Here is a 14,640-nt window from a genome sequence, read left to right as displayed (position 1 = left end):
TGTGTAACTTCATCATTTTTCTTTACGACTTCCATGTCTAATACTTCGTTATTATAGAAGTATTCATGCGTTGTATCACCAACTGTTTTGGTTAAACGAAGTCCATTTTCGTCATATGTGTAAGAGGCTACTGCATCGCCTTTTAATGTTTGAACACTTGTTAAGCGCTGTGCTTCGTTATATGTGTATTTAAAGTGTTCATCTTGTAGAAGGTTACCATCTGCATCATATTGGTAAGCTGTATCATTTTTCTTTTCAATTTGATTGGCATCGTTATAAGAGAACGTGAAGTCTTTTCCATTTACATGTGCTGATTTTCGATTTCCGACTTCATCGTATTGATACGTATTGACATCGCCATTTGCGAATGTTTCTTTTGTTAGTTGGTTATTGCCATCGTATTCATAGGTTGTTGCTTTTCCTTGTATAGTTTCTTTTAAAATATTACCACCATTCGTATAGTCATATCCAATTTCAAATGGTTGTTGTACCTTTGTTGTATATGTCAAGGAAGCTAGTAAGTTGGCATCATTAAACTTTGCCACTTGTTTTAATAAATCATTATTGAGTGTTGTGGTATTTTGGTTTTCTGCTGTATCTTGATCATATTGATAATCATGTAACACTTCATCATTTACACCATATTTAATATGATCAACGTCATCGCTATCTTTTTTATAACTTGGTTGTTCTTTAACAGTAAAAGCATTGTCGTAAGCAGTTTTACGTTCTATTAAGCGTTCTTGATCATCGTCATATCTATAACTTTGTAAAAATGATTTCATGCCGTATGTTTCTAGTAAATTGGTTTCACCTTTATATCCATACGTTTTTATGACTTGGTCGTCTTGAGATACTTGGCTCACATTTCCTAAGTCATCATATTGATAATGCGTTGAAGTAACCACATCGCCAGTCTTATTTGTCACTTGAACCGTATCTACTTGGTCATCTTCAGTATAACTAAAATCAGTTGAAATACCTGACGGTAAAATCGATTTACTTAATTCACCGTTTAAATCGTATTGATACGCGAATGTCATATCAAGCTTTGATGCGATTTTTACTGGCATTATTACTTTTGTCACTTGGTCGTTATCATTATAGCTATACGCTTTCGTACGTCCTAGTGCATCTTTTAATGAAGTCATATTATTGTTGTCATCATACGTATAGACTGTCGTATGCTTGTTTCCGTCTGTTACAGAAGCGAGCGTATCTTGATATAGTGGATGATAGGTATATTCTGTTGTATGTCCATCTGCATCTGTAACTTCTTTTTGTTGTCCGTATATAGTATAAGCAATTTTCGAATTATTGCCTTCTTTATCTGTAAAAGAAACCGTATATTGATCGTCATCATATGTCGTCGTATCAAATGTGCCATTTGGATAAGTTGTTTTCGTTACACGACCAAAGGAATCATATTCATATTTTGTTGTTTCATCATTTACAGTTGAAGCTATCAGTGAAGGACCAGAATAAGTATTAGAAGTGATTTCTCCGTTTGCCGCAACCGTTTCTTCAAGTTGATTTTTTTCGTTATACCTATTCTTTACTGTACCTTCAGTAGATGTAGATGTTAAAACATTTCCTTTTGAGTCATAGGTATTTTCTATAGTCGTTCCATCTGGATTAGTCACTTTTACAATATTATAATGTGAATCTAAGTCATAGAATGTTGTACTATTATTGGTTTCAGAAGGTTCCGTTACTTGTGTAATTGCATACGTACCTTTTTCCTTATCTCGTTTATAAACGGTTTCTGAATCATCTGTTGCAATCGATTTGAATTCATTTTCCTTATCATTAAATTGATACGTATTCGTAATGGATAATTCTTCATCTTCTGCTTGTTGGTCAAAAATGGTTAACTCATTTTCCTTATATGAAAATACGGTTTGGTTATTCTCACCATCTGTATATTTTGTAAGCTGTCCGTTATCATCATAAGCGAAACTTTCCGTAATCGTTTTAGTCGTTCTATCACTGCCAATTTTGGTTTGGACAAGTAAATCACCATTGTATGTGTAAGTTGTCCAATGGTCTGCGAATTTTACTTTGCTGATTTTCCCATCGCTATATTCAATATGAATTTTTTCTTGTTTTTCAATACCCTTTGCTTCCGATACTGTAATCAACTGATCTTCTTCATTTCGTATGAAGTCAATCTGATTTTGGTATTCGTCTTTATAAGAAGCGATATAGAAAGTATTCGATTTCTTGCCTCGTGTAAATGTTTGGACAAATTGATTTGGATCAGTAAGCGTGTATGTTTCATCATCTACTCTAGATAGCTTCTCATATATTCCTTTTGGGGAAGTATACTCGTTGCCGTCTTTTGTAAATGTATGAACAGTGCCGTCTTCGTCTGTATATAAAATATCTTCATTTTCTAATACAGATATTCTCTCATTCCCAACAAATGTCCAACCTTTCCCTAAAACAGAGACATCTGTTGAACGTGAGTTATACGTTCGTGTAAAGTCATACCCTAAATCACTTCGGGTATAAAGAGATTCATCCGTAAATTGTAACGCCATATTTCCTGTTGTGACATTAACATTTGAAGAAGCATTACCAAATTCATTTTCATCATATGTGAAGTAGTCCTCTAAACCAATTAGTTCTAAATGTTGGTTTGGTTTTACACTATTTGAGGATGCTTCAGGACTCAACCCTCGTTTCCCAAAAATCTTATCTTCTTCTGTTTCAGGAGCCGTGGTGTTATCATCAAAATACGCTTGTACTTTTGCGGTATAATTTTTATTGTTATCGTATTCCGCATCCGTTGTTATACTTGTCTTTCCTTTAACCTTAATGACTTTATCTTTACTTCCATCATTTAATACCACATCGTAATATTTTGCACCAGTAGATTCTTTCCACTCAACATCAAAACTTGTTTTATTTTGGACTAAGTTATCATCATTTGAAGTTAATTTTACTTCTTTTGGTGCGTATAAAGGCATATAACCATAGTTAACATCTGATGAAGGTGAATCACCTGCAGCTGACATGGCAATAACACGAACACTATAACGTTTAGATGTATTTCCATATGTGGTACTTGGATCGATTGGGAGTTCGCTACCCGTTCCGACACTTGATGAATTATCCAATTCCACTTGATGAAGATCCGTATTCCCCGCCTTGATTTCATCGTCAGTTGGCCAAATTTTCTTACCTTTTGTACTAACAGATAGCGTGTCTTTACCTACTGTATAATTTTCATATTTTGCACCATTCCAAATACGGACTTTATAGCCAGTAGCATTCGTAACTTTTTTCCAACTAATATCTAACCAGCCACGGCCTTTATTGACTGTATCTGTTTCTGGATAGCTTTCAGCTTTTACAGTTGGTAAATCAGGTTCACCAGCTGGTACAGGAATAGCTTTTGATACTGTTGAAGATGTTGGGCCATTACCAGTAGGATATTGCGGAATTACTCGGAATTTATAGGCTTTCGATGTAACGGCTGTCCCTGCTTTTATGGAGTAAAATCCAGTTGGATCTAAGGGTAATTCAACACCTGATTTACTTCTGCTATAAGTACTAGATGAACTATAAGGTGCTTTCGGAAAAACTTTTAGTCCTTTAGAATTCCAACTAGTTGCAGTTCCTTTGTAAATACTTTGATAACCTTTTCCATCAAACATTTGTAAATCATAACTAGTCGCACCATACACAGACTTCCACTTCACATTTACTGAACCAGTTTTAGAAGCTGCATCATCGGCAGTTGCTGTCATTGTCGGTGTTGCCATTTTATCATAGTGATAAGCAATGACAATTTTTGCTTTTTTGGCACTTTCTGCAGCCGTGATTTTTTTCCAATAGGTTTTCCCATTCCCATTTGTATGGAATTTAAAACCGTAATTGGAACGTTCCCCTGAAACCCAAGCTTGTATTGTATCTGTTACGTTAAAATGCGCCCATTCATCTCGTCCAACCGATGTTGACGTAATTTTAGTAGAGGATGGCTTATTATTCCAGGTTAATTCGCCAGCTGCCCATTTTCCTTTAACTTCATCAACCCACAAGCCATTTTTTTGAGAAGCATAATACGCATGCGTTACATATGCTTGTAAATCTGCGCTATCAATCGTAGCACCTTTTAATTGTCCTACAATACTAAATTTGATAAATGGATAGTTCGTTCCAGATGTACTATCATAGTAACCTGTTTGTAAAACATACTCTCCTTGTGCTGCGTCCCATTGTTTGTTGAAGTTTGCCGTTGGGTATTTACTAGAAACATATGTATCTCCTAATGCTTCGATTGTTACAGAGGGATCAATGTAGACAGGGTAAATACGATTTTTGGATTTTAACCAATCGTCATTTGCATCTAATGTTAGAGAATACGTATTTTCTTTTGTCTTAGTTAATTGATACTGAACCTTATCAGAATAGACGCCTTCTCCTTTAGTCTCATTCATATTTGAGTCCATCATCATTGGTTTAGGTAAGACGAAGATCTTGTCTTTTTTCTCATCATTTGTGAAAAATCCAACTGAACCGTCTGATAGAAGCTTTGCATCTAAATCGGTTTTTAGCGTATACGTAAATTGATGAATACCTGTATATTCATTGACAATCCAGTCTTCTTTTACTTCCTCATTAAAAGTAATATGACGTAAATCGATTTGCGGATAAATATTTTTATATTGGATCTCATTTTCTTTGGTAGAGGTTTTACTTGAAGTTGATGGGAGTATCTTCTCATCATCTTTTGTCGCAGAGTTTAACTCAAAAACGAGTTTGTGACTTCCTTTACTGTACGTTATACTCTGATCATCTTTAATCGATTGTGGAAACTTTGATTCTAGTTGAGTGGTATCAGTCGTAACATACCCTGTCCCAGTAGAAGTTAGATTCTCAGAAATGTCTTCATACTGATTATTCTGTTAAAATGTGAACCTTTTCAGCATAAATTTCTTTGTAATAGTTTCCTTTTTCATCTGTAAATGTCTTCGTTGTAGCTGTTCGTTTATCTTTTAGTTCTTTTAAATTGTCAGTAGAAATAGTTTCTTTTTCCGAATCAGTCTGTTGTTCTTCCGCTTCTTTTGAATCTGAGTATGCTAAACCAACATATTCAGGAATCATACTAACAATTAAAATGGTGACTAAAAATAACGATAGCCATTTTTTTAAATATTGTTTCATGTTACTCCTCCAATAATTACTTTTATAACAAAAATGTTACAAAATAATTATACATGAGCAAAAAAAATACTATAAATGGGTATTTAACTATTATTTATTTTCATTTTAAGGAAATAGCCCTTACTTTTTAATCAATTTTCAATAAATATAGAATTGAAAGATAATAAGTAAAGAGATTCATTACTTTGAGAATCAAAAAAATTCTCGTCTTTCGAGGAAGATAGGAGTCTTTGAATACTTAAGTAGTGTTAGCTGTTACGTCACTGTAGGATTCATCTTTAGCTGATTTTTATCTTCAGAAGTAGTTACAGATGTAATCGTTTGAAGTTGATAGTAGCTGAAGTAAGGCTAATCGTACTTTCCTACTCAAGTGATAACGTGTCAACATCAAAATACTCTTAAGATGCTACTTATCTCGATCCTGTTCTCTCTGATAAGGAAATGAAGTTATTTAAATATAGAAATATATCTTTGCAATAGTAATAATGACATTATTAATCATACATAAAGTAACCTAATCATTATCTATAGATGTTGATGCTATATTATTGTTATTCTTTTTTTCTTTTTATAAATACATATTTTATTCTTTTCACCTTTAATCATCTTTTTAGTAGAATCCTGTAAAAAATATATTCTTAGTGCTTTCTCCATCATAATATTTAAAATAAAGAGGTAGTTTGTTATAATCATCTAATTAGATAAATCCTATAAATTTAATCTCTTCCTAACTAAAATCCTTCATCGTAATCTGGCAGAATGCTTCTGTTAGTTCCTCCAAAGTTCCATCAAATTTTCCTTCTAACCAATCTTGATACATAGACGTTAAGCCACCAATAAGATAATGGACACGATAAACATACATTTTTGACTTTTGGCTATCTTTAGGGATTTTCGAATCACTTAATATTTTTTCAATGACGATTTCCTTTAATTTAAATATAAAGCTTGGTGCCCTCTGCGTATTAATGCCTAAACGATAAAAATCAATGTCTTGCTCTAGAAAATCAGATAGCATCTTTAATAAAGGTAACGGATTTTTTATAATATCTTCATCTTTAAAATCATTTAGAAACTCAAGAATTTTCCCCATTGTTTCATTTTCAATTTCTTCAACAATTGCATAGATATCCGAGTAGTGTGCATAAAATGTCCCTCTACTAATCCCCGCCTTTTCTGCAATATCTTTGACTGTTATTTTCTCTATCTCTTTTTCGAGAGCCAATTCTATATACGCATAACGAATCATCTTTTTCGAACGGATCGCACTTTTGTATTTTGCTTTTCCAGCCATTGGTTCACCCCTTACATTTGTACAAAATTAGACAGATTCTCATTTTTTGCATATTGTGGTGTTTTATGTACATAAGTATAATTTGTTTATAAACAAAAGTACACACATGTACGATTTTGTAAAAAAGAGATTGAAAGAGGGGGTCCAATGAAGAAAGTAATGAATTGGCGGGCGGCATCATTGCTTCTTTGATTTTAGTTACTACCATAATCGTCTTATCGATGCCCAATTTAGATCAGCTCGTTAGGGAAAAAGGTCAAATCACAATGCCCGATGGTACACAGAGCACTGTTGCCGAAGAAATGTTAAAAGATATGGCTGGAGAAGATGGCGAAAAATATTCAATCATTGTAGTCTTCAATTCTGGCAGTGATCAAAAACTGACAACGCAACAACAAGAAGAAATAGAAACAGCCATACAATCGTTGCAAAGTCACAAAAAAGAACTCGATATCCAAAATATCGTAAGCCATCTAGACAATGAACAAACGAAAGAACAGCTCATTTCAAAAGATGGAACAACAATTTTAACGCAACTATCGCTCGAACAAAATGATAAAAAAATTTCAGAAGTAGCCGAGAATCTTCAGCATTATGTCAAAAACAACAATATTGATACGTATCTTACTGGGAACAAATTAGTAATGGAAGATTATATCCAATCTTCTCAAGATGGTATTAAGAAAACTGAAGTTATTGCAGTTATATTTATCATCGCTGTTTTGATACTTGTATTCCGTTCCCCTATCGTTCCGATTATTTCACTGTTATCGGTCGGCATTTCCTATTTAGTATCTCTTGGCATTATTGCTCATTTAGTTGATCAGTTTAACTACCCATTCTCGAACTTTACGCAAGTATTTTTAGTCGTCATCCTGTTTGGGATTGGCACAGACTATAACATTCTTTTATTTACTCGTTTTAAAGAAGAACTGGTCAAACAGGACAATGTTTTTAATGCAGTAAAAGAAACTTATAAAACAGCAGGACGTACTGTGTTGTTTAGTGCATTAGCGGTATTTATCGGTTTTATCGCACTGATCTTAGCTGAATTTATTCTTTACCAAGCAAGTTCAGCGGTAGCAATTGGTGTTGCTGTACTTTTACTCGTACTTATGACTTTAAACCCTTTTTTCATGGTGCTTTTAGGCAAAACAATGTTCTGGCCTATTAAGAAATTTGATGGTCATAGTACCAGTAAAATGTGGGGCTTCTTATCAAAAATATCTGTATTGAGACCTATTCTTGTTTTACTATTTATCGCGCTTTTATGTGTACCATTTATACTCACATACAGTAATTCATTAAGCTACGATGACTTATCAGAACTCGATGATAAATACCCTTCTAAACAAGGTATTAATGTTATTGAAGACCATTTTCCTTCAGGGTTTTCTTCACCTACTACACTTGTTTTGAAATCACCTGATGCGTTAGATAACGCTAAATCACTACAAGCATTAGATGAATTAGCTGAACAGATCAAAGATATAGATGGTGTTAGTAAAGTTTTGACTGCTACACGTCCTACAGGTGAGAAAATTAAAGACCTATATATTCAAAAACAAACAAACGATTTACAAAACGGACTTGGAGATGCAAAAGAAGGCGTAAGTCAAATCAATAAAGGCCTATCATCAGCAGAGAAAAAAGTTGGTCAAACAAATAGTGGCGGTACTGAAAACGTTCAAGCGTTAATCAATGGCACAAACGAGGTTAAACAAGGGATTTCCAAATTAGGAAACGCAATGAATCAATTATCAAACGGCATTCGTTCTGGTAAAAATGGTGCTCAAGAGCTCGAAAACGGTCTCGCCTCTCTTAAAACAAACATGAACACATTAGGAAATTCGATACCACAACTGATGAATGCCTATAATGCATTACAACAAGGTTTATCTTCCTATAGCAATTCTTTCGCAAGTATGAGTCAAGCGATAAATGGTACAAAACAAGGATACGAACAAATTGAAGCCTCCATGCAGGCTTTGATCAAATCGAAACCCGAGCTTGCCAATGATGTGAACGTACTAACAACGCTTAAAATAGCTTCTACTGGCAAGAAACAACTCGCTCAACTTTCTGAAAAGCTAAATGCGATGACCCCACAGTATAATAGTGCGATGCAGTCATTCAAAAAAGCAAATAGCTCTTTAGCACAAGTAAACAGTGGTTTCTCCCAACTCCAAACAGGTGTTAACAAGTTATATGCAGGTTCAACAGCTTTAAAAAATGGTTTACAATCGGCAGCAGATGGATCAAGCAAAATTGCAAGTCAAACACCTGCACTCGAATCTGGCTTAACGAATATTAATAATGGTCAAAAGCAGCTGTTAACAGGCCTTAATGATTTAGCCAAACAAATGAAAGCTCTTCAATCTGGTCTTGCAAAAAGCTCAAAAGGTTTGAAAGACATCAACTCAGGTCTTCATGATGCACAAGGATACTTAAAAGATTTAAGCAAGTCTGATGCATCTGAAAAATTCTATATACCAGAAGACGTGTTAAAAAGTGATGACTTCCAAAAATCATTAAATATGTATATGTCCGATAATCGTAAAATTGCACAAATGAATATCATCCTCGATGTCAATCCATATACGAAAGAGGCTATGAACATTGTTGAGCATATTGAAAAAGCTGTTGAAGGTTTCACAACAAATGGTGAACTACGTGATTCAAAAATCGCATTTGCTGGAAAAACATCTCAAAATGTTGACCTTCAAGCAATTGCGAGTGGCGATTTCACAAGAACTGCAACGATTATGCTAATTGGAATCGGGCTTATTTTAATCATCATCACCCGTTCAGTATTGAAACCAATCCTAATCATTTCTTCATTAGTATTAACGTATTTTACTGCACTTGGTATGAGTGAATTGTTAAGTATGAAAATTTTACATGTTGATGAATTGGGCTGGAATGTTCCTTTCTTTAGCTTTATCATGATTGTCGCTCTCGGTGTGGATTATAGTATTTTCTTAATGATGCGCTATAGAGAACAAGTTGGCAATCCAAGAGAAATGATCGTCGATGCTGCTCGTCATATCGGAAGTGTCGTCATTTCCGCAGCCATTATCCTTGGTGGAACATTTGCAGCGCTCATTCCATCTGGTGTCATATCACTAATCGAAATTGCCATAACCGTTATCATCGGCTTATTCCTATTAAGCTTTGTCATGCTACCAATCTTCATCCCATCATTATTATCGATTGTGAGTAGTGTTCGGAATTTGAAGTGGTTTAAAAAGATAAAAAGGTCGTAGAAATGAGGGCAGCCCCATAAGTAGAAAACTTACGGGACTGCCCATTCTTTTGCTTTTGCGATGGTTGATTCAAATTATCCTGGATGGTTATGTTTTCGTTGATAAACGTGTAGAACTAATGCTTATTTCAGCGTGCCAAAAATCCAATTATACAACTGTTGAAAAGTTAAGAAGTGCATAAGAAAAGGCCTCAATATTAGAGGTCTTTAGATGTATTAAAGGCTTTATTCTTCTACAATTTCTAACTGTTTGTAATAGTTATCTACAATGGGGTGAATATCTGGATTTGAATCGTAATAGGTATTGTCAATTTGATTAAGCGTAAATTTAAACTCTTTTTCGCCATCAAAAAGAGTAATACCATATCGCCAACCTTTACGTTTTTCTTGATTTTCTTGTGGCGTAAATTCTATTTCTTTAATCAACGTTAGAAATTCACCGATTTGTTCTTGATTCGTTATCGTTTTAGAAGCACCAGTTGAACCATCTTGAATAATAACTTTATCTACATTTTCAATTTTTGCGTCCTTATAAAACGATTCTAATGATTGCGTTTTTCCATTAGTACAAGCAGAAAGTATGAATAGACTTACTAATAACATTAAGAACAAAGATTTTTTCATAGAACCACCCCTACGTTCACTCTACCACCAATTAGACGTATAAAAGTTACATTTTAACAGTTTGGAATAGGTATTAATTACAGTTTAAGTATATTTATAATTCTAGTAGAAAAAATTTATTCCTATAATTTATTTTAAAAACAACAATCTTTTAGAAAACAGCCATATTAAAAGACTTACCCCTCTTCAACATTCACCACAATATCTCCGAATAATTTTTCACCAATGTAAACCTCAAGCTTCCATAACCCAGCTGTAGGAAACTCCATTGTTGATGGTACATGTGTTGTTGCACCATTATAAGGACTAATGCCTACATTCACACTATTATCAGCTTGTATTATTTTATGCTTTTCCCCTTTTTCATTGATCCCTACTACTTTCAAAGGTCCATCAAATTCATCATCATTTCCCCAAAAATGCCACATGTATTTGTTTGGTTTTCCTTTAATAATGGGATCCACCTTAATATCATCTTCACTGCCCGATCCAACTAAAAAGCCTAATCTACCTTCTTTTCCAATAAGAACATATTTCCCCTTCTTACCAGCAAAATCAATTGGAATATCGAATGTTGGACTCACTTGCCAATGATTTGAGCTCACTGCCTCTTTTTCTTTCGTTTCCTTTTCTGAACACCCCACTAATAGTAGCAATACTGATAAAAACACCAATATCTTTTTCATATAAGCCCCCTTGCAAAAATTTATTCCTAACATATATAACCGCACACTTAAACTATGTTGATTTCCTATCAACATAATTCTTCCAATATTAACCTATGGTCATAATATCTATATCATTCATTACAATTTCGATATCGAACTGGAATTCCCTTCAATTATTAAGGAATATTATAAGATTAAAAACGTGGATTCAATTTTAAGTAATTGTGGAGACTCTCGGAGGTAAACGATGTTGATGAATTCTTAGCAGAAGCCCTTCATTTTTGCACATGCAATATAGTTAAATATTGTAATAATAAAAATATTCACGTAAGCTAAAAATAAATAGTATCAAAACACCGCCGATGTTAGTGCATCAAGCGGTCAATCATATTTGGCTTCCATTAGGTGACATAAGAATCCCCCATCCGCGAGAGCTCTCAACTCAAGGATGGGTTATTTTTTAATATAAATGAGAGTTTTCTCTTTTACATTTCGATATAGTTAGTGAAAAGCTTTTCAAAAAAATGAAGGAGAATGCAAATGAAGTGTAATTCAAAAAACTTTATCAATCGACTAAAGAAAGAAAAAGAAGATGCACTTGAATTTATCATAGAAGAATATTCTTCCCTAGTAAAAGGAATTAGTTATAAAATTTTATCTAATATTAGCAAAGAAGCAATAGATGAATGCGTTAATGATGTATTTTTAACAGTTTGGCAAAATGCAAATTTATTTGAAGGAAATTACGAAGATTTTAAAAAGTGGATTGCAATGATAACTAAGCATAAAGCAATTGATCGTTATCGTCAGCTTGAGAAATTGCAAAAACGTGAGAAAAACGATGAATTTATTTTGGAACAGTCCATTTCAGAAGATGTTCAAATTTCTCTTTTAGAAAGGGATGAAAAAAATACATTATTACTTGCGCTAAGTACATTAAAAGATATTGACCGTGAGATTTTTATGATGAAATATTTTCTTTACTTAACAACTCAAGAAATCGCTGAATCATTAAATCTTTCCATTTCTGCAGTTGAAAATCGCTTATACCGTGGAAAGAAGAAGTTAGCTAAAAATCCAATACTTAGGGAGCGATTTATATGAAGAAAAAATATAGAGATTGGATTGACTTTGACATTGATCAAATTGAACTGATTCCTTTATCAACTGAAGAGAAAGAGGATTTAAAAGAACATGTATTATCTAAAAGTAAAGTTAAGAAATCCATCAAACTTCGGTACTTAGCTACCGCTGTTATACTTGGAATCAGTGTAATTACTGTTAGCTTCATGTCTCTCCCAGCTCTCGCAAATCAAATTCCTTTCATTCAAAGTGTTTTAACATATTTTGAGGATGATTCGGTTCCGAACATTAATACGTATACAGAATTAGCTACAGATATGAAACAAGTACAGTCTAGTAATGGAATAGACGTTTCTGTTGAAAAAGCAGTGTATGATGGAACAAATATTATTTTAACCTATACCATTCAAACAGAAGCTGAACTTGGTGATAATCCCCGAGTAGATGGCATGTTAGACATTCCAAAAGCTAACAGTAGCGGTTCTATTTCTAATATTAGAAAGATAAATGATACAACTTATGCTGGAATTGAAAAGGTTACACCACATTTTAAAGGCAAAAGTCTTGATGAAATACAAGTTTCATGGCAACCTACACTATTTGAGAATATGGAGACGAATAAAAAGTTTGAAGGGAATTGGCAATTTGAATTTACTTTAAGTGAATTAGTAGCAAATACTATAAAACTTAACCAATCAATTCAAGAAGACGGAATTACTCTAAGTATGAAATCACTAAAACAAACAGAATTGACTGCAGTATTACAGTATGAATTTAATGTTGATCATTCTATATTAAAAGAGTGGCCGTTTGTTATTATAGAAATGGTTGAAGTAAAAGATAATCTTGGAAACACTTATGAAATTGATAGTAATGGTGGGGTTAGTATGGAAAATGGTACTTCTAATAAACGCAAGGTAACCATTTATTCACTAAATCCAAACGCTAAATCATTAATACTAACACCCAAAGTTTATTTTTCAAAAGGTTCTGGCAAATTAGGAGAAACAAAACAAATAAGCCCTGTTACAATTGATTTAAAATAATTTTAGTAGAAGAATCCATAAAAATTCTTTATAGGATTCTTCTTTTCATTATTAGCCTTTTTTTATATCTCCTTCAGCTTCTTTTTCGCTTCTGCATCTCCTTGAAGTGCTGCTCTTTGATACCAATACTTAGCTTTTTTCATATTGATAGGTGTCCCCATACCCGATTCGTAGCAAAAGCCAAGATTAAATTCACCATCTACATCTTGCTTGTCAGCAGCTATTTGATACCAGAGAATGGCTTCCTCTCCCTGATTGTTTTGAAAGGCTGCATTTCCTAATCGGTTGGCCGCAAATACATCACCCGCTAATGCTGATTGTGTGAACCAATAGTTTGACTTTGCTAAATCTTTTTCAACCCCGACACCATTTTCATACATATAACCGAGTGTATACATTGATTCTGCAACACCACGTTCAGCCGCAATAGAAAATAATTCGAATGCTTTTTTGTCATCCTTTTCAACGTACTCACCGCGAAAATACATATCTGCATAGTTATTCATCGCATCTGCATGTCCTTTTAAAGCCGCTTCCTTATAACATTCGAAAGTTTTCTCCCAATTTTCTTCTACAACCGTACCATCATAATAAAAATTCCCTACCCAATAAATTGCATCGATATTCCCTGCCTTAGCAGACACTTCATACCACACAAAAGCCCAATCGGCATGATCTAAAGATTTATAGAACTCACCTAATTCAAGCTGGGCATCGCTATTTCCGTTCATAGCTTTTTGATAAATGGAGATGGCTTCTTGTATTTCCTCATGTTCGAAAAAAATAGTCGCTTGATCAATTTGAGGATTTAGCAACTCTTGTAAAATCGTTTGCACATCCCGAAGCAAAATAGGATAGAAATTCTGGTCATATATAGACAGATGTTTAACTTGTTCAAGTAGAATTCTGATATCATCTGAGCAGTTAGTGATTGCTTGTTCACAATAATGGATCAATTGAGAGATGTTTGAAATCACATTTTCTTGATTGGTTATTTTATGTAATAACTTCGCTGCTTCTGTATATCCTTTTTCATTAAGATTTTGTTGTATATCCATGAAAGTGCACTTCCTTTAAAACCGGATTAAATGAATACTTTATTTTAGCATATCTCGTAAATGAATTTGGCTGAGAAACTAGAGATAGCTTGAACATAACTTGGAGTCTTTTGCACAACTGGCTGCTCTTTTTGCACAACTGTTAACCTCTTTTGCACAACTCGCTACTCCTTTTGCACAACTCAAGCTTCCTTTTGCACAACTCACTTCCTTTTGCGCAACTCAGACTCCCTTTTGCACAACTCAAGCTTCCTTTTGCACAACTCACTTCCTTTTGCACAACTCGAACTCCTTTTTGCACAACTCGTACCCTCTTTTGCACAACTCAAATTCTCTTTTGCACAACTCAAGCTTCCTTTTGCACAACTCACTTCCTTTTGCACAACTCGAACTCCTTTTTGCACAACTCGTACCCTCTTTTGCACAACTC

The 14,640-nt window shown here is 33.9% G+C and carries 8 protein-coding genes and 1 pseudogene; 3 read left to right on the top strand and 6 right to left on the bottom strand.

From position 1 onward, the window contains the following. The 3 genes from Q0977_RS16815 to Q0977_RS16805 form a co-directional block, all read right to left on the bottom strand. A partial coding sequence (locus Q0977_RS16815) for a DNRLRE domain-containing protein (protein WP_299516002.1) occupies positions 1–4,445 on the bottom strand: 4,445 nt, incomplete at its 3' end. Between the two features lie 460 nt (positions 4,446–4,905). After that, positions 4,906–5,172 carry a hypothetical protein gene (locus Q0977_RS16810; protein WP_299516000.1) on the bottom strand — a complete coding sequence of 89 codons (267 nt, stop codon included), beginning with the start codon at positions 5,170–5,172 and terminating at the stop codon, positions 4,906–4,908. Between the two features lie 727 nt (positions 5,173–5,899). Beyond that, positions 5,900–6,466 carry a TetR/AcrR family transcriptional regulator gene (locus Q0977_RS16805; RefSeq protein ID WP_299515998.1) on the bottom strand — a complete coding sequence of 189 codons (567 nt, stop codon included), beginning with the start codon at positions 6,464–6,466 and terminating at the stop codon, positions 5,900–5,902. Between the two features lie 147 nt (positions 6,467–6,613). Between Q0977_RS16805 and Q0977_RS16800 the strand changes: the two are divergent. Continuing rightward, positions 6,614–9,732: pseudogene (locus Q0977_RS16800) on the top strand (MMPL family transporter). Positions 9,733–9,956: 224 nt separating this feature from the next. Here the strand turns inward: Q0977_RS16800 and Q0977_RS16795 are convergent. Both Q0977_RS16795 and Q0977_RS16790 read right to left on the bottom strand, forming a co-directional pair. Beyond that, positions 9,957–10,355, bottom strand: coding sequence for a hypothetical protein (locus tag Q0977_RS16795; protein WP_119415036.1), 399 nt, complete (start codon positions 10,353–10,355; stop codon positions 9,957–9,959). A 176-nt stretch (positions 10,356–10,531) separates the two neighbouring features. Next, positions 10,532–11,041: a DUF4871 domain-containing protein gene (locus tag Q0977_RS16790; RefSeq protein ID WP_299515996.1), complete on the bottom strand. Its 510-nt coding sequence runs from the start codon at positions 11,039–11,041 to the stop codon at positions 10,532–10,534. Between the two features lie 522 nt (positions 11,042–11,563). On the opposite strand from Q0977_RS16790, the gene Q0977_RS16785 reads away from it, so the two are divergent. Continuing rightward, positions 11,564–12,127 (top strand): sigma-70 family RNA polymerase sigma factor, encoded by a 564-nt coding sequence (locus Q0977_RS16785; RefSeq protein WP_299515993.1) that lies wholly within the window; start codon positions 11,564–11,566, stop codon positions 12,125–12,127. Continuing rightward, the gene (locus Q0977_RS16780) at positions 12,124–13,152 is read left to right on the top strand and encodes a DUF4179 domain-containing protein (RefSeq protein WP_299515991.1); all 1,029 of its coding nucleotides are present in this window, start codon (positions 12,124–12,126) and stop codon (positions 13,150–13,152) included. Before Q0977_RS16785 ends, Q0977_RS16780 begins: the two co-directional genes overlap by 4 nt. A gap of 62 nt (positions 13,153–13,214) precedes the next feature. Here Q0977_RS16780 and Q0977_RS16775 read toward each other — a convergent pair whose 3' ends face one another. Continuing rightward, positions 13,215–14,210, bottom strand: a complete 996-nt coding sequence (locus Q0977_RS16775) for a tetratricopeptide repeat protein (protein ID WP_119415040.1) — start codon at positions 14,208–14,210, stop codon at positions 13,215–13,217. Positions 14,211–14,640 lie beyond the last annotated feature (430 nt).

Source organism: uncultured Rummeliibacillus sp. (assembly GCF_934216135.1).
Taxonomy (GTDB): domain Bacteria; phylum Bacillota; class Bacilli; order Bacillales_A; family Planococcaceae; genus Rummeliibacillus.
This window is presented reverse-complemented; position numbering and strand designations above follow the sequence as displayed.

Bases quoted from the DNA above. Each gene is read 5' to 3' on its own strand.
- Q0977_RS16790 (WP_299515996.1), bottom strand. From the start codon at position 11,041: ATGAAAAAGATATTGGTGTTTTTATCAGTATTGCTACTATTAGTGGGG.
- Q0977_RS16785 (WP_299515993.1), top strand. From the start codon at position 11,564: ATGAAGTGTAATTCAAAAAACTTTATCAATCGACTAAAGAAAGAAAAA.
- Q0977_RS16775 (WP_119415040.1), bottom strand. From the start codon at position 14,210: ATGGATATACAACAAAATCTTAATGAAAAAGGATATACAGAAGCAGCG.
- Q0977_RS16805 (WP_299515998.1), bottom strand. From the start codon at position 6,466: ATGGCTGGAAAAGCAAAATACAAAAGTGCGATCCGTTCGAAAAAGATG.
- Q0977_RS16795 (WP_119415036.1), bottom strand. From the start codon at position 10,355: ATGAAAAAATCTTTGTTCTTAATGTTATTAGTAAGTCTATTCATACTT.
- Q0977_RS16810 (WP_299516000.1), bottom strand. From the start codon at position 5,172: ATGAAACAATATTTAAAAAAATGGCTATCGTTATTTTTAGTCACCATT.
- Q0977_RS16780 (WP_299515991.1), top strand. From the start codon at position 12,124: ATGAAGAAAAAATATAGAGATTGGATTGACTTTGACATTGATCAAATT.